This window comes from Microbacterium sp. GXS0129 (assembly GCF_044769785.1).
GTDB lineage: Bacteria > Actinomycetota > Actinomycetes > Actinomycetales > Microbacteriaceae > Microbacterium > Microbacterium nymphoidis.
Genome location: NZ_JBIZVZ010000001.1, coordinates 128,638 through 149,461, shown reverse-complemented (window position 1 = coordinate 149,461; position 20,824 = coordinate 128,638). Strand labels below are relative to the sequence as shown.

20 protein-coding genes and 1 pseudogene are annotated in these 20,824 nt (G+C 64.6%); 11 read left to right on the top strand and 10 right to left on the bottom strand.

What is annotated here, in order from left to right; translation table 11 throughout:
- The first annotated feature begins 1,474 nt into the window (after positions 1 to 1,474).
- The gene (locus ACIQJ5_RS00710; RefSeq protein WP_402839817.1) at positions 1,475 to 3,040 is read left to right on the top strand and encodes a LuxR C-terminal-related transcriptional regulator; all 1,566 of its coding nucleotides are present in this window, start codon (positions 1,475 to 1,477) and stop codon (positions 3,038 to 3,040) included.
- Between the two features lie 422 nt (positions 3,041 to 3,462).
- On the opposite strand, the pseudogene ACIQJ5_RS00705 reads toward ACIQJ5_RS00710, so the two are convergent.
- Positions 3,463 to 3,703, bottom strand: a pseudogene (locus ACIQJ5_RS00705) (3D-(3,5/4)-trihydroxycyclohexane-1,2-dione acylhydrolase (decyclizing)); the annotation flags it as partial.
- Between the two features lie 94 nt (positions 3,704 to 3,797).
- Between ACIQJ5_RS00705 and ACIQJ5_RS00700 the strand changes: the two are divergent.
- On the top strand, positions 3,798 to 4,052 hold the full coding sequence (locus tag ACIQJ5_RS00700; RefSeq protein WP_402839816.1) for a hypothetical protein: 255 nt from the start codon (positions 3,798 to 3,800) through the stop codon (positions 4,050 to 4,052).
- Positions 4,053 to 4,180: 128 nt separating this feature from the next.
- Here ACIQJ5_RS00700 and ACIQJ5_RS00695 read toward each other — a convergent pair whose 3' ends face one another.
- Together ACIQJ5_RS00695 and ACIQJ5_RS00690 are read right to left on the bottom strand one after the other, a co-directional pair.
- On the bottom strand, positions 4,181 to 5,353 hold the full coding sequence (locus ACIQJ5_RS00695; RefSeq protein ID WP_402839813.1) for a sensor histidine kinase: 1,173 nt from the start codon (positions 5,351 to 5,353) through the stop codon (positions 4,181 to 4,183).
- On the bottom strand, positions 5,350 to 6,021 hold the full coding sequence (locus ACIQJ5_RS00690) for a response regulator transcription factor (RefSeq protein ID WP_402839810.1): 672 nt from the start codon (positions 6,019 to 6,021) through the stop codon (positions 5,350 to 5,352). Before ACIQJ5_RS00690 ends, ACIQJ5_RS00695 begins: the two co-directional genes overlap by 4 nt.
- A gap of 291 nt (positions 6,022 to 6,312) precedes the next feature.
- Here ACIQJ5_RS00690 and ACIQJ5_RS00685 point away from each other — a divergent pair, with 291 nt between their 5' ends.
- The 5 genes from ACIQJ5_RS00685 to ACIQJ5_RS00665 all read left to right on the top strand — a co-directional run bounded on the left by ACIQJ5_RS00685 (position 6,313) and on the right by ACIQJ5_RS00665 (position 10,733).
- Positions 6,313 to 6,684 carry a hypothetical protein gene (locus ACIQJ5_RS00685; protein ID WP_402839807.1) on the top strand — a complete coding sequence of 124 codons (372 nt, stop codon included), beginning with the start codon at positions 6,313 to 6,315 and terminating at the stop codon, positions 6,682 to 6,684.
- A 235-nt stretch (positions 6,685 to 6,919) separates the two neighbouring features.
- The gene (locus tag ACIQJ5_RS00680) at positions 6,920 to 7,753 is read left to right on the top strand and encodes a peptidoglycan-binding protein (RefSeq protein ID WP_402839804.1); all 834 of its coding nucleotides are present in this window, start codon (positions 6,920 to 6,922) and stop codon (positions 7,751 to 7,753) included.
- A gap of 23 nt (positions 7,754 to 7,776) precedes the next feature.
- Positions 7,777 to 8,463, top strand: coding sequence for an ABC transporter ATP-binding protein (locus tag ACIQJ5_RS00675; protein ID WP_402839801.1), 687 nt, complete (start codon positions 7,777 to 7,779; stop codon positions 8,461 to 8,463).
- A complete protein-coding gene (locus ACIQJ5_RS00670; RefSeq protein WP_402839798.1) occupies positions 8,460 to 9,653 on the top strand; it encodes an ABC transporter permease in 1,194 nt (397 codons plus the stop codon). Before ACIQJ5_RS00675 ends, ACIQJ5_RS00670 begins: the two co-directional genes overlap by 4 nt.
- A gap of 591 nt (positions 9,654 to 10,244) precedes the next feature.
- Entirely contained in the window at positions 10,245 to 10,733 is a 489-nt protein-coding gene (locus ACIQJ5_RS00665; protein WP_402839796.1) for a hypothetical protein, read from the top strand.
- 261 nt (positions 10,734 to 10,994) lie between these two features.
- On the opposite strand, the gene ACIQJ5_RS00660 is transcribed toward ACIQJ5_RS00665, so the two are convergent.
- Both ACIQJ5_RS00660 and ACIQJ5_RS00655 read right to left on the bottom strand, forming a co-directional pair.
- On the bottom strand, positions 10,995 to 11,288 hold the full coding sequence (locus ACIQJ5_RS00660) for a hypothetical protein (protein ID WP_402839793.1): 294 nt from the start codon (positions 11,286 to 11,288) through the stop codon (positions 10,995 to 10,997).
- 345 nt (positions 11,289 to 11,633) lie between these two features.
- Entirely contained in the window at positions 11,634 to 11,867 is a 234-nt protein-coding gene (locus ACIQJ5_RS00655) for a helix-turn-helix transcriptional regulator (RefSeq protein ID WP_402842003.1), read from the bottom strand.
- A 111-nt stretch (positions 11,868 to 11,978) separates the two neighbouring features.
- Here ACIQJ5_RS00655 and ACIQJ5_RS00650 point away from each other — a divergent pair, with 111 nt between their 5' ends.
- Both ACIQJ5_RS00650 and ACIQJ5_RS00645 read left to right on the top strand, forming a co-directional pair.
- Entirely contained in the window at positions 11,979 to 12,443 is a 465-nt protein-coding gene (locus tag ACIQJ5_RS00650) for a hypothetical protein (protein WP_402839790.1), read from the top strand.
- A 160-nt stretch (positions 12,444 to 12,603) separates the two neighbouring features.
- Positions 12,604 to 13,185 carry a helix-turn-helix domain-containing protein gene (locus ACIQJ5_RS00645; RefSeq protein WP_402839787.1) on the top strand — a complete coding sequence of 194 codons (582 nt, stop codon included), beginning with the start codon at positions 12,604 to 12,606 and terminating at the stop codon, positions 13,183 to 13,185.
- A gap of 413 nt (positions 13,186 to 13,598) precedes the next feature.
- On the opposite strand, the gene ACIQJ5_RS00640 is transcribed toward ACIQJ5_RS00645, so the two are convergent.
- Positions 13,599 to 14,768 (bottom strand): sensor histidine kinase, encoded by a 1,170-nt coding sequence (locus tag ACIQJ5_RS00640; protein WP_402839785.1) that lies wholly within the window; start codon positions 14,766 to 14,768, stop codon positions 13,599 to 13,601.
- Positions 14,765 to 15,463, bottom strand: a complete 699-nt coding sequence (locus ACIQJ5_RS00635; RefSeq protein ID WP_402839782.1) for a response regulator transcription factor — start codon at positions 15,461 to 15,463, stop codon at positions 14,765 to 14,767. Before ACIQJ5_RS00635 ends, ACIQJ5_RS00640 begins: the two co-directional genes overlap by 4 nt.
- Positions 15,464 to 15,605: 142 nt before the next feature.
- Here ACIQJ5_RS00635 and ACIQJ5_RS00630 point away from each other — a divergent pair, with 142 nt between their 5' ends.
- Both ACIQJ5_RS00630 and ACIQJ5_RS00625 read left to right on the top strand, forming a co-directional pair.
- Positions 15,606 to 16,052: a DM13 domain-containing protein gene (locus tag ACIQJ5_RS00630; protein WP_402839779.1), complete on the top strand. Its 447-nt coding sequence runs from the start codon at positions 15,606 to 15,608 to the stop codon at positions 16,050 to 16,052.
- Positions 16,049 to 16,549: a hypothetical protein gene (locus tag ACIQJ5_RS00625; RefSeq protein ID WP_402839778.1), complete on the top strand. Its 501-nt coding sequence runs from the start codon at positions 16,049 to 16,051 to the stop codon at positions 16,547 to 16,549. The genes ACIQJ5_RS00630 and ACIQJ5_RS00625 overlap by 4 nt, the downstream gene beginning before the upstream one ends.
- A 104-nt stretch (positions 16,550 to 16,653) precedes the next feature.
- Here the strand turns inward: ACIQJ5_RS00625 and ACIQJ5_RS00620 are convergent, their stop codons facing one another.
- From ACIQJ5_RS00620 to ACIQJ5_RS00610, 3 genes are all read right to left on the bottom strand, one after another.
- The gene (locus ACIQJ5_RS00620) at positions 16,654 to 18,066 is read right to left on the bottom strand and encodes an MFS transporter (RefSeq protein ID WP_402839776.1); all 1,413 of its coding nucleotides are present in this window, start codon (positions 18,064 to 18,066) and stop codon (positions 16,654 to 16,656) included.
- Positions 18,067 to 18,252: 186 nt separating this feature from the next.
- The gene (locus ACIQJ5_RS00615) at positions 18,253 to 18,507 is read right to left on the bottom strand and encodes a YHS domain-containing protein (protein WP_402839774.1); all 255 of its coding nucleotides are present in this window, start codon (positions 18,505 to 18,507) and stop codon (positions 18,253 to 18,255) included.
- Positions 18,508 to 18,532: 25 nt separating this feature from the next.
- Positions 18,533 to 20,794, bottom strand: coding sequence for a heavy metal translocating P-type ATPase (locus ACIQJ5_RS00610; RefSeq protein WP_402839772.1), 2,262 nt, complete (start codon positions 20,792 to 20,794; stop codon positions 18,533 to 18,535).
- Positions 20,795 to 20,824 lie beyond the last annotated feature (30 nt).

Sequence of the window (20,824 nt, the reverse complement as noted above, 5' to 3'; positions counted from 1 at the left end):
CGACGGGACTCTTTGGGGGTAGGGACTAACGAGACTCACAGCTTGTGTGAGCGTGTTCCACACAAGCATTGGGGAGCAGTCGCGGTGTAACCAGTACGCTCACTTCACCCTCAATTTCACCCTCGCCATGGTGCACAGGACACTCACGACACCACCGCGCCCCATCGCCAGGCGCATCTCCCCGACTGGCAACCGACAACCCGTGCGCACAGCATCAGAGGCTCGCCGAACTCGAGGTCAATCCCGTTGAATGACCATGCAAGCCGCGCACTTCCTTCGCGGCTCTGCCGGCGACAGACAGAGAGTCTGATCCCCTCCTCCCAGCGCGTTTAAGCGCGTTCCACATGTGCGAAGTTGGGTGAGCGACGCCGACTCATCGCCCCGCAGCAGCGTTGTCGCCCCAGTGAATCCCTAGCGCACCTGGACCCCACGGCGCCCGCACAACGTGCGCGGCACCGCCTTGACCCAGGGGCAATGGGGTGACTCGCGGGCCTTCGCCAGGCCTGTCCTCCAACAGGTTGCACCATGCAGGAAGCGCGCCCTGCGTGAACCGCACCCACAGCAGCAGCTCGCGGATCGACCTGCCGACACCGTGCCCGGCTTCTTGCACTGGTGGACCCATGGGCGAGAACTCCACCATGGTCTCGATCATGGCGGAGTCTCCAGGGGTCAACGGCTGATCCAACTCAATAAGTGCTCCGAATACCCGCCCACTGGAGTGAGCCCGTGTCTCCGTTATGCGGCCCCCACTCACAGCGTGGAAGGTGGGCGCAGGATTCGATGACCAGGGCATAACTTCAAGGATCGGCAGCCTCGTGACCACCCCTGTCGTCGCCTGTAACAGCGAGCGCGTCGCGCGCTGGGTCACGCCGCCATGGGGTCCCACATCAGCCACAACCTGAGTCGCCAGCTCTCGGGTACGAAGTGGTCGATCCAACTGAAAGCTGTGTACGACTTCTTCGACAGCGGCTGCCAGCTGCTCACCCCACGGAAAGTCTGCCTCACCAATGCGACCTGGCCGCCGACTCGGGCCGATCAACCCAGTGAGAGCGCCATGCGGCAAGCCGAGGAGAGATTCAAGTGCTACCACTACGGACCGAGAGCGCTCCCCTTCAGGAAGCCGTGCCCCTGATCTCCAGGAGCTGAGCGTCGCGAGTGAAGTGGAAACTCCTTGCGCTGAGAGCGTTTGATGCACCCAGGTGAGGGTGACGCCTCTGATCTCGATCGCGCGTCGCAACGCTTGTGCAAACGGATGTGTGTACGGCTGGGTGCTCTGCTTCTTGACTACCACTGGCACCTCTCGCGACACGGACTCACAAACGTTTTCTGAGGTTATCCCACGTCGTGCATCCACGAGTGCGTCTGCTTCGTTGGAGGTCGATCATGATGGGTACGTACGGCGCTTCACGTATCTAGTACTTGATGCGTATGGATAGCTACTCGATCCGCATCGCCCTCTCGGTACATTGGCGCCATGCTCTCCCCCGGAGCCTCCCCCGAAACCGCACTTGATCTCCTGGCGGCAATAGCCGCGCGCCGTCAACCTGACGACCTATGGGATCAGTTCCTGGACCACGCGCACCTTCTGCGAGAGGTGTCGCCAACGGCGCTGACCACGTTCAGCGCGCGCCTGACTGCTGAAAGCGTTCTGCAGGAGCCGTTGGTCGCCGCGGTCTGGCTATGGATCAGACGACGCATCGAACGCGTGCCCTCGCAGGAGAGCTTGGGAGTCGCACGATTCACACTTGAGAGGCTCCGACAGCAACCCACCGAACGCGATCTCACGGAACGGTTGCGTGGCGCCGGATGCGAACTCATCATTCTGTTGAGCACAGCTTCGTACGAGGCGGCTGCTGATGCTGCCGATGCGCTGCGGGATCTGCTGCCGCAGCTATCCCCTGCGCACCAGGTGGAGTTCGCCGCGGGCATCCGTTATCTCCTCGATATGGCGGTCGACGCCTATATAGGGGCCTGCAGACTCGATGACGCCGAGACCACCCTCGACGCTCGCGGCGCGACGACTGCTCAGCTTGACTTGCACGAGGTGCAAGTCACACGCGCGTTCCTGCATGCGGTGAGAGGAGATGCGGTTAGCGCAGGGGCGCTACTGCGTCACCTCCCGGTTCAAGCCTCTACAGCGGCGTGCCGTGACTCGTCCTCGTCACAGTCCGACGACAATATGTCGGGGCGCCAACGCATAGCTCGTGCCGCCGTCTTGTTCCATAGTGGCGAACCCGAACATGCCGTGACGCTGCTCGGCACGATCGAACAGATGTATCCGCGCCTCGCTGAATGGCCATTCGCTGCGTTCATCGCCGCTCGTGCGTTCACCGCCACCGACCCCGTTACCGGAGCGGAACGCCTCCAGCGCTTAATGCACAACAATCGCAACGTGCCTACATCACGTCGACTGCAGCATTTGCTGCGCTCGGCTGTGGCGGATCTTTCGTTGGCATCCGATGATGTGCCGGCAGCGCAGAAGGCGCTGAGTATGGGTGATCCTGAGGATCACCTGCTGCGTATCAGTGCCGCGCGGCTGTCGCTGATTACCGGCGACCCAGATGCCGTTCGCGACCTTGAGGAGCTGCTTGCGCGACCCGACCTGTGGCCGCAGACTCGGGCGCAGGCGCTGCTGCTCGTGTCCGTTCACTTGCATCGTGCTGGCTACACGCTCGACGCTAGAGGGGCCCTGCATCGCGCGATCGCGATCACCTCGGCGCTGGGCATCCGCTTCTTCCAATCACTCGTGCCAGTTCAAGACCTTCATGAGATCGCGGGGAGCAGCACAACTGGGCTGCCCACGGACTTCCCGACGGCCGGGAATCTCGACGCTCCCCTCGCGAGTATCCGACTCACCAAGCGCGAGGCGGTCCTGCTCGCCCGACTTGAATCGGGTTCCACGATGAATGACATCGCCGCTACGGAGTTCGTCACGCTCAATACTGTGAAATCGCAAGCAAGGAGCGTCTACCGCAAGCTGGGGGCAGGTTCTCGCCATGAGGCGATCGAGCAGGCTCGAAGAAGGGGCATCCTGCGCTAACCTCGGCGGACCTGTGACTCGCGCAGAGCTACCGAGCAAAGCCTTCGCACAGCGACCGTCCGCCACCAGAGAGTGTGCAGACCTCGCGCGACCCTGCCCCGGCACGTCATAGCCAGAGCCTTTGACCTGCTCGCAAGGTTAGGTAGGTCGCGCGGTCTTGCTGGGTTGCTGACGTCGTCGATACCTTGTGAATCGGCACGTCCCACCATCCTTCGCCGTCCGGACCGCATACCGTCGGTCGCTATCGGCTTGGATGACTGTGGTGTCTCGCGATCGTTTGGCCGCGATCACCGCGCCCCTCGGTCGTGCACGACCGAGGGGCCAGGAACGGTCTCGACCACGTCAACGCCGTAACTGCGCTTTCATGGCGGGGTCGACGGGGGCAACGTCGCTGTGTTCGAAGCTGCGGGTCTGCGGATCATAACTGCGGTCGCTTGGGCCTGCATGTCTTTGGGCAGCCCGAATTGTGACCGCTCCGGTTTCGGCTGGATCGATGAACATGCGCATCGCAGCAAGCACGGTCGAGAACAGTTGCTCCGAGCGCTGCACGCGGTTAAGAGCCCCCAAGAGCGGGCGGAAGCCGTACACGACTAGCCCGATGTCGTGCGGACGCCCCAGCTGCTGCACGGGATCGGCCAGCCTCGTGGCAAACGTGTCACTCGGACGCTTGCGTAAGCAGAAATACGTATGTTCCGCGCTCGCCGTGCGGGGTACAACTGTGTACCCGGCTCCGCTGGGTCTGAGAAAGGGAGCACGCATGTCACACAACACGGGCCCTGATTCCAAGCCGGAACTCAACCAGGCTCAGTACGGCTACCTGCCGCTCCTGATGTCGATCGGCTTGGCTCTCGGAATGGTGATCGGTTCATCTGTCGGCGAACTCATCCCGTCAAGCGTCATCGGCGTGGCGGTTGGCGCTGCTTGCTGGCTCATCTGGCGGGTGAGCACGAGACCAACGCAGAACGCCCGAGAGTCGGAGGAAGAAAGTGGCGACCCGACTCAGGGATCGTGAGCACAGAAGCGTGTGAGGTAAGCGGATACCGGCTGTGATCCGTGGAGAGGCAGTAAGGGATTCGGAGCATCACGGCATAGGCCCGCAACGGGGACCGCCCACCGCCCCAGGCTTCTAACCTCGGACGTTCAGTCGATCGAGGAAACGCTGCCACGCCCGGGCAGGTGAAGCTCGACTGTGAGACCTCCGCCGACGCGGGAGGTCATCGTGAGTGCGCCGCGGTGGGCCTCGGCAATACGGGTGGCGATGGAGAGCCCAAGCCCGTATCCGTCCCGTGCTGCTCGGGTGCCCCGGTAGAGAGGCTCGGCGAGTTTGTCCACTAGGTCGTTGGGGATCACAGGTCCAGTGTTCTCAATACGCACCCACGCGAATCGACCCGTCGTTCCCGTCGCGATGAGAATCTCACGCCGTTCGTCATTGTGGCGTTCGGCGTTCTGCATCACGTTCTCGATCAGCACACGAAGTAGCGTCTCGTCTCCGGTTGCGGGTGCCGGACCGATTCTCTGGACGGCTTCCGCACCTCGGCCCGCCTCGGAGGTGATTGAAGTCACGATCGTGGCGAGGTCGATCGGGGAGCCGTTGATCTGTGTGGTTTCCAGGTCGGTGAGGTCAAGAAGGGCTTGGACGATGCCGATGCTGCGGTCGTTGTTGATCCTGATCTGATTAAGGAGGTCCGCAGGATCGCTGGCGGCCGGGTGTGCATCGTTGATGTCGATGAGCGTCTTCGTCGCGGTCAGGGGGGTGCGCAGCTCATGCGCTGCATTGGCGGCGAATCGCTGATGCGCGGTGAAGGCGGACTCGAGACGGTCGAGGGTGGTGTCGAACGTTTCGGCGAGGTCGCGAAGTTCATCGTGCGGGCCTTCGAGCGCGATGCGGTGATCGAGCGTCCCCTCACCAGCGCGGCGTGCAGCGTCGCGAATACGCTGCAGTGGCTTGAGTACGCGCCCGCTGATGAACCATCCCACCGTCGCAGCGCTCAAGGCGATGAGCAGCAGAATGCCGACGCCGGCCCACAACATTGTTTCGAGCAGGCCAGCGACATCTGTAATGACGGCGAACCCCTTCCCTCCGATACCGACGGGATTGAAGCCGTCAGGCGTTGCAGTCTCGGCCGAAGTTGAGGTCACCCCGGAGATCGCCGTGTCGCCGGGTGCGGCTTCGCTGACGAGATAGGTGGGAACGAAGCGCATGAACAGATAGAGCATCAGAATGACGAGTGCGCCCGCCCCGAACGCCATGGCCCCGAATGCGACCGCGAGACGTCCTCGAAAGGTGAGGTGTTTGAGGCTCAGCGTGCTCATGCGGACGCCTCATTCGCAATGCGGTATCCGCTGCCGGGGATGGTGTCGATGATGCCTGGTTCGCCGAGTTTCTTGCGGACCGCGCTAACCGTTACGCGGATGGTGTTAGTGAAGGGGTTCGCGTTCTCGTCCCATGCCTTCTCCAGCAGGGTTTCGGCGCTCACGACGCCGCCGTTCGCGCGCAGCAGGATCTCAAGGACCGCGAATTCCTTCGGCGTGAGGCGGATGGTCGCACCGTCTCTGCGCACTGTGCGGCGGAAGAGGTCAAGCTCGACACCTCGACGCGTGAGCACGGGTGGCACGTTCACTGGACCACGGCGACCGAGCGCGCGGAGGCGGACGATGAGTTCCGAGAACTCGAACGGTTTCGGGAGGTAATCATCGGCTCCGAGTTCAAACCCCGACACACGCTGAGTGAGGGTGCCTGCGGCGGTGAGCATCAGGATCGGCGGAGCTGCTGGCCGTGCCGACACAATGCGGCAAACTTCGTCGCCGTGTGTTCCCGGCAGGTCACGATCTAGGACGAGCACGTCGTAGTCGTTCACATCGGCCATCATCAGGGCCGTGTCGCCGTCAGTGGCGAGGTCGATGGCGAAGCCTTCGAGGCTAAGCCCGTGCCGGAGTGCCTCTCCGAGGCTCGCGTCGTCTTCCACGACCAGTACGCGCATGCCGTCTCCGTTCCTGCCGCGATGGGTACGCCCAGTCCATCACGATGCTCGTTTGAGAAAGATAAAGATCAGGCTTACGCGATCGCAATGCGGCTTCTCGTGGACTGACAGAAACACACCGATTCGATGGAGGATCCCATGTCAGTTCGTCCCCGTGCCACCCGCCGCTCACGCCTTGTCACCGCAGCTGTCCTCGGGGCTGTGCTGCTGGTCGGAGTCACTGCGTGTACCAGTGGGTCCGCTGAGTCAACGCCTGCGCCGTCGGAAAGCAATCTTGGCTCCTCTTCAAACATGGCGTCCGGCGCGGAGGGGGAAGACGCATTGTTCGACTGGCAGTTGAAGTTCGCTGCCTGCATGCGCGGCGAGGGCATCGACATGCCCGATCCGAAGAACGAGGATGGCGGGACGTCGTTCTCCCTCCCACAGGGCGACCAGCAGGCCTACCTGTCTGCGATGGAGACCTGCACGAGTAAGTTGGGCACCCCGCCGACCAATGATGGTCGAAGCGACCAGCAGGTGCTCGATGACCAGTTGAAGACGGCGAAGTGTCTCCGGGACCAAGGGCTGACGGTGAATGATCCGAAGCTGGGGCAGCCGATGGAGATCCCGACCGGGGCGTCCGATGCGGCGCTGAAGGCCTGCGGCATCTCGTTCGGCGGCTGACGCCATGTCGACACGGAAACGAAACCTCGTGATCGCGGCAGCGATCGTCACGGTCATGCTCGTCGGGGGCGGAGCCACGGTCTGGGCGCTGTCCCCGACCGCCGCCGAACCGGTCGCGGAGAGACCGATGGTGCACACGGAGGCGGTGAAGAACGCGCCGCTGTCGTCCTCGCTGCGGGTTCCGGGAACGATCGGGCTCGAGGGGACGCACGACTTCCTGACGACGCTAGGTGGGGTGCTCACCGAGCTTCCTGCCCCGGGCACAGTCGTGACCCCCGGGCAGGTGCTCTACCGGGTGAACAACGTACCGGTCCTCATGATGCGCGGGGCACTGCCGGCGTGGCGGGACTTCACGAGCGGTATGGAAGACGGGCCCGACGTACGACAGCTGGAGCAGAATCTCGCCGATCTGGGGTTCTTCGACGGAACCATCGATGACGAATTCACCTGGGCGACGTCTCAGGCGATCCGTGCCTGGCAGAAGGCCAACGGCCTGGAAGAGAGCGGTGTGATCCCCCGCGGAGGCATCGTCTTCTCCGACAGCGACGTCCGAGTCGGTGACGAGAAAGCAAGCATCGGCACGGAGGTTACACCTGGTGCGCCCCTGTATACGGCAAGCAGTTCCACCCCGATCGTGTCGGCGAATGTCCCCGTCGCGGATCGCGAGCAACTTGCGGTGGGCGGTGCGGTGACGATCGGGTTGCCCGACGGCGTAACAGCGGCCGGAAAGATCGCGACGGTCGACTCTCCGAGGGAGAAGAAGGATGAGTCCACCGGTTCAACGAAGCTCGTCATTCCGATCACTGTCACCGCTGACGATCCGGCGGCGATTGCCAGCCTGGTGCCGCTGTCCGCGCAGCTCACGCTCGCGCATCACAGCGAAGACAGCGTCCTCCAGGTGCCGGTCGCGGCGCTCGTCTCGCTCGGCGACGGCGCTTTCGGCGTTGAGGTGGAGAAGAACACGAAGATCACACGGGTGCCGGTTGAGGTGGGACGGTATTCCGGTGGGTATGTGGAGATCACTGGTGGTGGCCTAAAGGCAGGCGATGATGTGGTGGTGCCAGAATGAGCCACGTCGTCGAACTCCGAAACGTGACCCGCAGTTACGGGGCCCCACCCGTGCAGGCTCTGCGTGGCGTCACCCTCCAGATCGACACCGGCGAGTTCGTTGCGATCGTCGGCCCCAGCGGATCGGGAAAATCAACCCTACTGAACATCCTCGGCTCCCTGGACCGACCCACCAGCGGCGAAGCGATCATTGACGGGGAGGACCTCAATATGCTCTCCGACGACCGCCTTGCAGCGCTGCGGGCCTACCGACTCGGCTTCGTCTTCCAACAGTTCCACCTCGCTGACGGTCACACAGCGCTGCGTAACGTCGCCGATGGGCTGCTCTACCAGGGCCGCCCCTCATCCGAACGGTTCGCCACAGCCGAAGAGGCGCTCGTGGCGGTCGGACTGGCCCACCGGTTGAAGAACAAGCCACACCAGCTATCCGGCGGTGAACGCCAACGCGTCGCCATTGCTCGTGCGATCGCCAGTTCCCCCACCCTGCTGCTCGCCGACGAACCAACCGGAAACCTCGACTCCGCATCCGGCGAAGGCATCGTGGATCTCTTGTTCCAACTCAACTCCGCAGGAGCGACCGTCGTCGTCATCACACATGACAATGCCCTCGCGGACAGACTCCCGCGCCGCATTCGCGTCAAGGATGGCCTCATCATCGATGACTCCACCAACCCCGCCACTCTCCCCGCACCAATGGAGATCACATCATGACTTCTCGGCAACGCTCGCGGCTCCGCCCATCCGATGCACTCGCCCTCGGTGCCGATGCGCTCAGATCCCGCCCCACCCGCGTAGTTCTCTCTGCGCTCGGCATCGCCATCGGAATCGCCGCGATGATCGCCGTCGTCGGACTCTCCACCTCAGGGCAGGCCCGTCTGAACGCCGAGTTCGCGAAACTCGGCACCAACCTCCTCACTGTGAGCGCCAACAAGGATCTCGCGGGCGAGGCCGCCAAACTCCCACCCACCGCAGCCGGATCCATCGCACGAATCCCCCACGTTGAACGCGTCGCGGCGACCAGCGCGCTCCCTAAGATCTCCGTCTACCGCAGCGAATTCATCGACCCGGCGCAGACATCCGGGCTCAGCGCCATCGTTGCCGACCTGTCACTCCCGGACACGGTTGGCGGATCCGTACGCTTTGGCACGTGGTTCAACGACGCCACCAGCACGTTCCCGGCCGTGGTCCTCGGCGCCACCGCGGCAAAACGTCTGGGGATCACCGAGCCAGGCACTCAGATCCTCATCGGAGGGACCTATCACACCGTGATCGGGATCCTCGATCCTGTCGAGCTCGCCCCCGAGCTCGACAGCGCTGCGCTCATCGGTGCAGACAACGCGCGCACACTCTTCAACTGGGACGGTGTACCGACCACCGTGTACGAACGCTCCACCGATGAAGATGTCGGCGCCGTCCGAGGCCTCCTCGGCGCATCGGTCAACCCGCAAAACCCCGAACAGATCGCCGTGAGCCGCCCATCCGACGCACTCGCCGCGAAGTACGCCACCGATCAAGCATTCACCGGCCTCCTCGTCGGACTCGGCTCCGTCGCGCTCCTCGTCGGCGGAATCGGAGTCGCGAACACCATGATCATCTCGGTCCTCGAACGCCGTCGCGAGATCGGACTCAGACGTTCCCTCGGCGCCACTCGTGCGCACATCCGCATACAATTCCTCACCGAAGCTCTCCTACTTTCTCTCCTCGGTGGAGTCGTCGGCAGTGCCATCGGTTTCCTCGTCACCGCAGTGTTCGCACACCTAAACGGATGGCTCCTCTCCATCCCGCCACTCCTATTCATCGCAGCGATCGGCGCGACCCTCATCATCGGTGCCATCGCTGGCCTCTACCCCGCCATCCGTGCGGCGAAACTTCCGCCCACCGCCGCCCTCGCCGCACAATAGGGCCCATACCACCGAAAGTGGCGCTGCCCAAGTACGATGGGCAGGGTCGGAGCGGGGAGGAACTCGCGCAACGCGGTCAGCCGCAGACGAGGACTGGCCGATAATCCGGTCCGTGATGGTGCACCTGCGCGTCGACCGCGGTGGGGCGCCCACGCATACGCGCCGACGCGGTCCGCGGCGGCCCCGCGTCGACGGAGCAAGGGCCGTTCTCTTACGCAGACGTCCTGCCGCTCACGGACGTCGCGGTTGCTGCGCGCGCAATATCCATCACGCGGTCACCCTGCATCAGACAGAACAGTTGCAGACAACTCCAGGCTATGAGATCGTCACCCATGCGATACATCTCAGAGCGTGCGCTTCGGGACATCGATGACGGGCTGTCGACTACCACCCTGATACGTGAAGTCGGTTTCAGCAAGGTGCTCGACCTGAGAATGAGCTCCTCAACCGTCCACGCTACTGGTTGGCGAGGGCGCTGAGGCGGCGGTGAAACGCTCCGGTCGGCACCGTGACGTGCGCGATCACCTTCTAGACCCGGTGGCTGTGGGCCAACTGCTTCGGCTCACGGTGCCCCATCTCGAGGTTGGTGTGATGCCCTTCGCGTCGATCGGTGAACGCGTCAACGGACCTTATGGCGAGTGGGTTCGCACGTTCTGGGCGCACGGATGGCTCGACCGATTTAAGATCGTCCTGATCGGTTCTCTGGACAATGTGCGCGACAGCGCATGGGCAGACCCCGCCCAGGAGAGTCAACGAATGATCGGGCATAGCTTTCCGTCTGACCCTGCTGTACTGTCCGAGCTTGTCGCGATGGAGTTGATGCTTGAAGGCGAGGACATCGAGTGGCACCTCGATTCAGTGCGACGATTTGATCTCCCCAGTCCGGGCGAAGCGGCGCGATTCGCAGTCGCGCAAACAGCGCGAGCGATGCAAGGGCGAGTTGTCGACGGCGACTCGGTGAGAAGTTGGCAACGGCAGCCACCTATCACACGTGCGCGGGTGATAGCGTCTGTGGTCGACGTTTGCGAATCTACTCAGGCACTACTTGCTCGCCCGGTGCTAGTTGCGGACAGGACCTGAACAGCGCAACCTCGGCGCCTTCGCGACTCTCCAACGCGATTCAGGCTCAAGCCCGCCGATTCCTTGGTTGCAGCACCTCGCCGTTCTCTCATGGTCCGGTCCGGCGACGTCGCATGGGCACAACGAGCAACAGCGTCTGGAAGAGCTGTCATGTTCATCGCCTGCCTGCATCGGGGCTCACACCGCGCAATCCGTCAATGGCGATTCAGCGCGGTCGGTCGGTGGAGGTGAGTCTTCTCGGCGCGTGTGACTCACGGCGAATTAACTCCCGTTCATAGGAGCGAAGACGTCACCAACAGTAGAGAATACCTCGGCGAAGAGCCGGGGTTCGTCGCCAAGATAAGCGAGCATCACAGGAAACGGGCGCTCACAGCGGTTGCTGCTCATCATCGCCTTGAAGCTCCACGTGTTGCCGTCGTCGTAGAACGTGACCGTGCCGCGCACAGCGTGCTGGTCGGCCGCCCGAGCTGCGGCTCGCAGCAGGGCAGGATCAGTCCAAGACGGTCCCGTGGGGTTGACGGTCAGCGGGTTCGTTGTGTTGTGAAGCAGGTTCATCGGTTACCAAGATTCTTGTTGCGCTGGGATTCGGGACGGTTCGCCCGACAACTCACCATGCGCGGGCGGTACAGCATCTTGTACCAAAGTGGCGTACGCCTTCCAGCTCGCCCCCTAGCCGAGAGCTGTCGAAGGCACCGCGACCCCATGACCACCCTGTCACCCCTGCATCCTCTACTCGCGGTAACGGTGGTCGAGTCGCGCCTCGGCGTATTTGCTGCCATCCAACCAACTCAGATTCCTGCTGAGCATGTCACCACTGGAGGGCATTAAGCCAAGCAGCATGCTCGAACGACTGACACATGGGAACGCAGCGCCCTACGATGGCAGACTGGGCGCTCTGAGTCAGTGGGATTCAAGCCAGACATCTCGGAGCATGTCATCGATCGAGATATCGAAGACACGACTCAGCTTCAACCAGGAACGCAGATCCCCGTGGTACCTACCAGAGGAGATATTTAGCAGCGTCTGGCGACTTAGCCCCGATGCCTCCGATAGCTGCTCGCAAGTCAGCCCCGCCTCGTGTCGCCGAACATTGAGAATCGCGCGAAGCTTCGTCAGGTCAGGGTCCGGAACCACCACCCATCAAGCCCACTCAACTTACCCATCGCACACAGTACAAGATCCTTTACTTTCAGCACACGAAGCTGTACCGGCACGACGATAGCGCCAGACCGCGCATAGTGAACCATGACTGAACTCACGTTGCCTCTCTTCCTCGTCGCGGATGAGCTCCCTCAGCGGATGCTCCATCCCGCGACCGCATCAACCCCGCTAGAACCACTGACCGTCGCGGGGCTACGCTTCTACCCGATTACCCGCATCGCCGAATGGCTCGCTCAACGCAACATGGAACCTTCGGACCTCATCCCAGACGGAGCTCTGGGCGAGACCTTCATCCATTCGAACCACCGCACCATCACGGGGGACTCACTCGATTTCATGTACTCGCTCCCTCAAGCAAGCCTGCTGACCCAGGCCGCGGGTCGCCTCGAGACGCGAAGCTCAGATGTCGCGGCCTACGTCGCGTGGCACTCTGGGATGAGCCAGGGCATCATTCTGAGCGACGGCGTGGTCTGCACCGGCACCCTGGACCAGCTGCCCCCTGCAGCCCAGCCTTGGATGATTCCACCACCCAGGGACATTCGCGACTAATGGGACGACAAGCCAAGGCGCAGACATTGCGACCTGGCCCGGAACGACGCCCTTGAGTAGACCCGCACAGAGAAGCCGGAGACCAATTGCCATCTACCAATCGCCTCGACAACACACGCGAGGCGAGTTATCGTCTTAGATAATCTGGAGGTTACGCGAGATGGGAATCGTAGCGTCATTGCGGCGTGCACGAAGGCGTTCGGGCATGAGCCTTCGTGCACTTGCGGAGCGCTCCGGCGTCGCCTCGAGCAACCTCAGCATGATCGAGAACGGGCGCCGCGATCCGACCGCATCCACCGTAGACAAAGTCGCCTCCGCCATCGGCATTGAATGGATTCCGGTATTGGCAGAGGGGCGCTCACCTGCTGCGCGAGCGGCGGCTGAAATCATCAGAGCGGATGATGACGGACACTTCGCACAGGCGTATCGACGGTTCCTTCAGTTGAACGATGAGCTCGCGTCCGCCGACCCTGTGACAAAGGTCCTGCTCTCTGCTGAAGCACCCGATACCTCATCGTCTCGGTGGCTTGATGCCATCGCAGCACTCGTCGAGGTGCGTCTGCTTGAAGTTTCCGCCCCCGTCCCTTTTTGGGTGACGGAGCGTGAAGGCCGCCCCGACGTCATGTGGGAGCCTCGGCGCAGTTCTCAACCTCTTCCCGTGTCGGCAGAGCTGGCCCGTGTATCTCCGTCATTCCTCGATCGGGGCATCGCCATCGAGGATGGCGAGTTGGTGAGCATCTGAAAGCTCTTCCAGGGCTGCCCGCCGAACATGCGCAGGGACAGCGAAACGGGGCGTCGTCAGCGTCCCCGAGGGAGTGTGAGGATCGCCAACGACGCCCCGCTGTGTGCCTTGGCTGGGCACCCATCCGATCATGTCCCGACAAGATCTGATCTGTTCCGGTCAGACACCTCTAACATGTCGTCAGCCACAGTCGCGCCCTTGACCACACCATCACCACGGCGCTCCGGAGTGAGGGTTTACTCCACCTTGTCACCAGGCTTGACCGAACTGCCCACAGGAACATTGCTCGACTCCGAACAGATGATGACACCCGGACCCATCGTGTGCGTGTCTCGCAACCATCCGTCGTGACGCACACGCCACGACTATTGACCATGGACTGCGGAGGCAACTGCAAACTCCGGCAACGAGCCTCAGCCTCGCGCGCGCTCCCGCCCCGGCGCCCTTCGCGGCAGCTCGACATTCATCCGGAACCCCTCGCCCGTGTTCTCAGCGGTGACGTCGCCGCCATGTGCGCGCGCGAATCCGCGCGCGATGGAAAGGCCGAGACCCGCGCCGGAGGATTGCGGGAGGTCCTCCGCATCGCCCGATCCACGCGCATCGTCCTGCTTCCAGCCCACGTCGAACATGCGGTCCAGATCGGTGCTCGCGACGCCGCTCCCCTCATCGAGGATGCCGAGCACGAGCGAGTCGTCCACGTCCGTCGCCGTGATGAGGATTGTGGATCCCTCGGGAGCGTGGCGGACGGCGTTCGCCACCAGGTTGGTGACGATCCTCGACAGCCCCCGAGGGTCGGCCCACAGCGTCTGCCCGCCGATGCCCCGCGCTTCGATCCGCACCCCTCGACGATCAGCTGCCGCGCGCATCTCACTGACGACGTCGGACACGATGTCATGCAGATCCACCTGCTGCGTCCGCAGCACCAGCTGCCCTGAGCTGAGCTGCGACAGCTCGAAGAGATCGTCGACGAGCCGCGTCATGCCGACGGTCTGCGCGCCGACGCTCTGCGCGAGTGCGCGGACATCCTCGTGCGGACTGAGCTCCGCCGACTCGGCCACCACTCGCAGCCCGGCCAGGGGTGTGCGCAGGTCGTGTGAGATCCACGCGAAGAACCGTCGGCGCGCGGAGTCGAGCTCCTCCAGTTCTGTGCGGGCGTCTCGTACCCGCGCGGCCACCAGTGCCAGCTCCGTCTGCAGACCAGCAAGCTCCGCCGCCCCCGCTGCTTCGACGGGCTCCGGTTGCTCCGCGGGGACCTGGCGGATCTCTCGGGATACAGACGCGATCGAGCGGCGCAGCGATCGCGTCAACACCCAGGCGAGCATGACGCTCAACACGGCCGCGATCACGATGACCCAGATCAGCACGGTCAGATCGTGTTCTGACAGATACATCTCCACGGAGATCGCGATGACCGATGCCACCGTGGCTGCGACTCCGGCGACGCCGATCACGACCACCTGCACGAGCAGGGGTCGACGCCGGAGCAGTCGCAGGAGCAGGAGCGCCAGCACCGCCACGCCCGCCGTGCACGCGAGACTCGTCAGGGCGATCACCGCGACGTCCGCGGGCGCGAGCACCATCATGATTCGGCTCCATCCGGCACGAACTCGTAGCCGGCGCCCCACACCGTCCGCAGGTATCGGGGCGCGGACGGGTCGGTCTCGATCTTCTCCCGCAGCCGCCGCACGTGGACCGTGACCGTGGACGCATCGCCGAACCCCCAGCCCCATACCTCCTGCATGAGACGGTCTCGGGAGTGCACCTCGTGCGGGTGCTGCATGAGGAACAGCATCAGCTCGTATTCGCGCCCGCTGAGCAGGATCTCCTCACCACGCAGCCACACGCGGTGTCGAGCAGGGTCGATGGCGAACTCGCCCGACCGGAACGTAGCCGGCTGCTCGGTAGCCGCGTGAGCGCGCCGAAGCTGCGCACGGATGCGGAGAGTCAACTCGCGCAGGGAGAACGGCTTCGTGACGTAGTCGTCCGCCCCGAGTTCGAGCCCCTCAACGCGTGAGTCGACATCGGTGAGTGCGGTGAGCATGATGATCGGCATGTCGCCGCGCGACCGGGCGTCGCGCACGATCTCGTCGCCGCTGCGCCCCGGAAGCATACGGTCGACCACCATCAGATCCGGCAGCTCACGCTCCAGCGCCGCCAGTGCGGCGACGCCGTTGTCGAACGAAGACACCGCGTAGCCGGTCTCGGTGAGATACCGCACCACGGCACGTCGCACGGCGGCGTCGTCTTCCACCACCATCACCCGTTCAGCCGCATCCATGACCACGACGATAATCCGCCGATCACCCGATCCGACCGTTCCTTACGGTCCTGAAAGAACTGCCCCGCGGGGCGCGGCCCGTTCCTAGCGTTGCCCACGGGCATCACACGAATGCCCGGGACACAGACGAATGGAGCATCTGATGCGTACACGAATGGCACTGGGAACCGCGGCCGCGGCAATCGTCCTGGCGGCGGGCCTCAGCGGCTGCACGTCCATGGCGGATTCCGGATCGGACATGTCCACCTCCGAGCCGACCGCCATGAGCACGATGGAGAGCTCGGCGATGATGAAGTCCGGGACTTTCATGGGCTTGAACGACAAGATGGTCAGCGGCACCGTCACGGTCGAGGACGGAAAGCTGACGCTGTCCGGATTCTCCTCGGACGAAGGACCAGACCTGCACGTCTACCTCACCAACGGCACGGACGAGGCAGCGGTGACGGCGGGCATGATGATCGACAAGGTCGCCTTCGACCAGGCCGACCAGACGTTCATGCTCTCCGGCGTCGACCTCAGCAAGTACACCGACGTGGTGATCCACTGCGACAAGGCGAAGGCCGTCTTCGGGGCGGCAGCACTGTCGTGAACGTCCGACAGCTCAGCGGCCGCGCCGCGATGGTGATCGCCATCGCGGCGCGCGTCGCGGTCGGTGCGCTCTGGTTCGCGGAGGCGTTCGTGAAGTACCGGTCGGGTTTCGGCGCCGCAGACATCCTGCTCGTGGCGGACAGCACCCGCGGCAACTCGCGCACCCCGTGGTGGTACCCGCCCGTGGAGGCGATCATGCAGGGCGCACCCGCCCTCATGGGCATCGCGATCCCCCTCCTCGAACTGCTGCTCGGGGTGACCCTCCTGATCGGCTTCTTCCCCCGCTGGGTCGCCTTCCTCTCGATCGGCACGCTGATGCTCTATTGGGGTTCGGACCAGCTCATCAGCCAGTACCCGATCATGGTGGTGTTGTCCGCGCTCATCCTCGCCCTCCCGGGCGCGGACCGGTGGAGCGTCGCCACCAGGCGGCGACGGTCGGAGCGCCGTGCCGGAGAAACCGATGTCGTCGGCGGAAGGCGCCGGGCCCCGGCGGAGTGAGGCTCGGGATCCCAACCCATCACGTCGACCACCGCGAACCGCACCACAACCCCCGCCCAGCGCCGACGGCGGGCGAGAGCATCCCCCGCCCGCCGTCGAGTGAACTAAACCGCGCCGACAGAGCTCTTCCCGCGGAAGAAGATTCCCACGGCCCCCGCACCGAGCAGCGCGATCGCCCCCGCGGCGATGAATGCAGCCGAGTACCCGCTGGTGAGGGCCACCGGGTCACCGAGTTCTCCCGCGCCAAATCCGGCAGCGATGGCCGACACCACGGCGAGCCCCAGCGCGGAGCCGACCTGGTAGCTGGTGTTGACGATTCCGGACGCGAGACCACCGTCCTGCGGCGGAGCGGCGGAGATCGCGATCTGCAGTGACGGGATGAACGCCAGCGCCTGACCGAATGCCACCACGAGTGACGGACCGAACGCATCCACCCAGTAGTTCCCCTCCGGGCGGATGAACGCCATCCATCCGAGACCGGCGGCCAGGATGATCAAGCCCAGCACGATCGGGACCTTCGGGCCGAGGGTGGACATGATGCGCGGTGCGAGCACGATCATGCCGATCATGATCAGCACGGTCATGGGCAGCAGGGCCGCTCCGGCAGGGAACGCCGAGAAGCCGAGCACCTGCTGCAGATACAGGTTGAGGAAGAACCACATCGGGATCCAGGCGGCACCCAGCATCACCTGGGCGAGGTTGGCCGCGCCGAGGTTGGTTGCGTGGAAGATCGACAGGCGCATGAGAGGTTCGCGACGAGAGCGCTGCACGAGAACGAACACGACGAGCAGCGCGATGCCGCCGCCGATGGCGATCCAGGTCTCGGCCGAGCCCCAGCCCGCCACCTCGGCGCGAACGATGCCGTAGACCAGGGCTGCGAGACCGAGGGTGACAGTCAGCGCGCCCATCACATCGACGGATCCGCGAGCGCCCAGCCTGCCACCCGGCAGCGCCTTCCACATCACCAGCAACACAAGGATCGCGATCGGCACATTGATGAAGAACACCCACGGCCACGACGCGAACTCGGTGATCACCCCGCCGAGGAAGACTCCGGCGGTACCGCCCGCCGGAGCCGCCGCACCATAGAAGGCCATCGCCTTCGTGAGTTCTTTTGGATTGGAGCCGAAGAGCATCATCAGGAGCGTCAGTGCCGCGGGGGCGATGAGCGCGGAGCCCATCCCCTGCAGCACCCGCCCGATGAGCTCCACGGTGACGTCACCGGCGAATCCCGCGACCAGCGAGCCGGCTCCGAGAACCACCCAGCCGATGGCGAACATGCGACGAGGGCCGTAGAGATCCGAGAGGCGGCCGCCGAGCAGCAGCAGTCCGCCGAGCGCGATCACATAGGCGTTGAAGACCCACGACAGGGTGTGCGGCGTAAAGCCGAGATCGGCCTGCATGCGCGGCAACGCCACGCCGATGATGGATGAGTCCATGATCACCATGAACTGGGCGAGGGCGATGAGGGCGAGCCCCCACCACCGCGCAGTACTTGTTGAGGATGACGTGGTCACCGGTGCTCCGTTCGATCGAGATTCACTTCGCTTCGTTCAATACCCTAGGGGGGTATGGTATTCCCACGCAACCCGGTCCTGCCGCGACCTCGTCGCGTCGGCTCGACCGCGGCGCCCCGCACACCGGAACGCACGAGACCCCTGCCCGGAAGGAACCGGACAGGGGTCTCGTGCGTTGTGCGAGCGTTACGCGGCCGCCGCGTAGCGCGCGGGGTCGGCGTCGAAGCGCGGGGCACAACCGGCGCAACAGAAGTAGTACCGCGTGCCGTCGTAGTCGCGGAACAGGCCGGCCGCTTCCGCTTGCGCGGGGACGACGGTGCCCCCCATCACCGGACACTCGACGTGGTCACCGGAGGTCGCCAGCAGATCGACGCGCCCGTCGGCGGAGACGGTGGCGTGAGCGGGCATGCTGCAGCAGGAGGCTGCGGACGAGTCGGACATGGGGTTCCTTTCGCAGAGATGGGGTTCAGGGGGCGGTGGTCGCTCGACTCCGGAAGGACCGGAGACGGAGACTGTTGCCCACAACGAACACGCTGGAGAACGCCATGGCGGCTCCGGCGAGCATCGGGTTCAGCAGGCCGAGGGCGGCGAGGGGGATGGCCGCGACGTTGTACGCGAACGCCCAGAACAGGTTGCCTTTGATCGTGCCGAGCGTGCGCCGCGACAACCGGATGGCATCGGCGGCACTGCGCAGGTCGCCACGCACGAGGGTGATGTCGGAGGCCTCGATGGCGACATCGGCTCCCGTCCCCACCGCGAGGCCGAGGTCAGCCTGCGCGAGCGCTGCGGCGTCGTTGACACCGTCGCCCACCATGGCCACGACTTTGCCCTCCTTCTGGAGGCGGGTGATGACGTCGACCTTGTCCTGCGGCAGCACTTCGGCGATCACCTCGGTGATGCCCACTTCCGCCGCGATCTGCGCGGCCACGGCCGCGTTGTCGCCAGTGAGGAGCACGGGGGTCAACCCGAGCTCACGGAACTGCGCAATGGCCTCGGCGCTGGTGGGCTTGAGCGTGTCCGCGATCACGAGCACGCCGCGGGCCTCCCCGTCCCACCCCACCGCGATCGCCGTCTTGCCCTGTCGCTCGGCAGTCTCCTTCGCCGCGGCGAGGTCTGCGGAGAGGTACTGGGCCCAGTCGGCGAGCAGGGAGGTCCGGCCGACGATCACCGCGTGACCATCGACGATGCCCTGCACGCCCGTGCCCTCCAGGTTCTGAAAGCCCTCCACGATGGGGAGCGCGCCGAGCTCCTGCCTGGCCGCCTTCGCGACGGCCTGCGCGATCGGATGCTCGGAGGCGTCCTCCACCGCTCCCGCGAGCCTCAGCAGTTCGGCGCGCTCGACGCCCTCCTCGAGGAGCACATCGGTGAGGGTCATGCGGCCGGTGGTCACGGTGCCCGTCTTGTCGAGCACGATCGTGTCGACCTTCCGCGTGGATTCGAGCACCTCCGGCCCCTTGATGAGGATGCCCAGCTGCGCACCGCGCCCGGTGCCGACGAGCAGCGCCGTGGGGGTGGCGAGGCCGAGGGCGCAGGGGCACGCGATGATCAGCACCGCGACCGCGGCCGTGAACGCCGCCGACACCGGGAATCCCGCGCCAAGCCAGGCCGCCAGCGTGCCGACTGCGATCGCGATCACGATCGGTACGAAGATGCCCGACACCCGATCAGCGAGGCGCTGGACCTCAGCTTTTCCGGACTGCGCATCCTCGACGAGTCGCGCCATCTGCGAGAGCTGCGTGTCGGATCCGACCCGCGTGGCTCGCACCACGAGACGGCCACCCGCGTTCACGGTGGCTCCCGTGACCTCATCGCCTTCCGCGACCTCCACCGGCACCGATTCCCCGGTGAGCATGGAGGCATCCACGGCAGAGCTGCCCGACACGATCACGCCGTCGGTGGCGATCTTCTCCCCCGGCCGCACGACGAATTCGTCGCCGACAGTGAGGTCGGTCGTGGGGATGCGGGTCTCCACCCCGCCACGGATGACCGCCACGTCCTTCGCACCGAGCTCGAGCAGCGCTCGAAGGGCGGCACCCGCCCGCCGCTTGGACCGCTTCTCGAAGTAGCGGCCCGCGAGGATGAACATGGTGACGCCGGCGCCGACCTCCAGATAGATATTCGCGGCGCCATCGCTCGGCGCGACGGTCAGCTCGAACGGGTGCGTCATCCCGGCGACACCAGCCGTCCCGAAGAACAGCGCGTACAGCGACCAGAGCAACGCCGACAGCGTTCCCATCGAGATCAACGTGTCCATCGTGGCGGCGCCGTGACGCAGATTGATCCACGCGGCCTTGTGGAACGGCCACGCCGCCCAGATGATGACCGGTCCCGCGAGCGCGAGCGACAGCCACTGCCAGTACGTGAACTGGAGCACCGGGATCATCGCCATCGCGATGACCGGCACCGTGAGCACGATCGAGCCGATCAGCCGGTGACGCAGGGAGGTGAGTTCCGCATCCGGGGCTTCCGCGTCATTCACGGGGTCATCGCCGCGCGGCGGGGCCGGAAGTACGGCGGTGTAGCCGGTCTTCTCAACCTCCGCGATCAGCAGGGCGGGGTCGTACCCCGCGGGCGCGGTGACCTTCGCCTTCTCGGTGGCGTAGTTCACCGTGGCACTGACACCGTCGAGCTTGTTCAGCTTCTTCTCGATGCGCATCGCGCACGAAGCGCAGGTCATGCCGCCGATCTCCAGCTCGACGCTGGACCCGGCCTGCTGCAGATCCGTCATGACTCCTTCTCCTCGTACGTGCCGCCGATG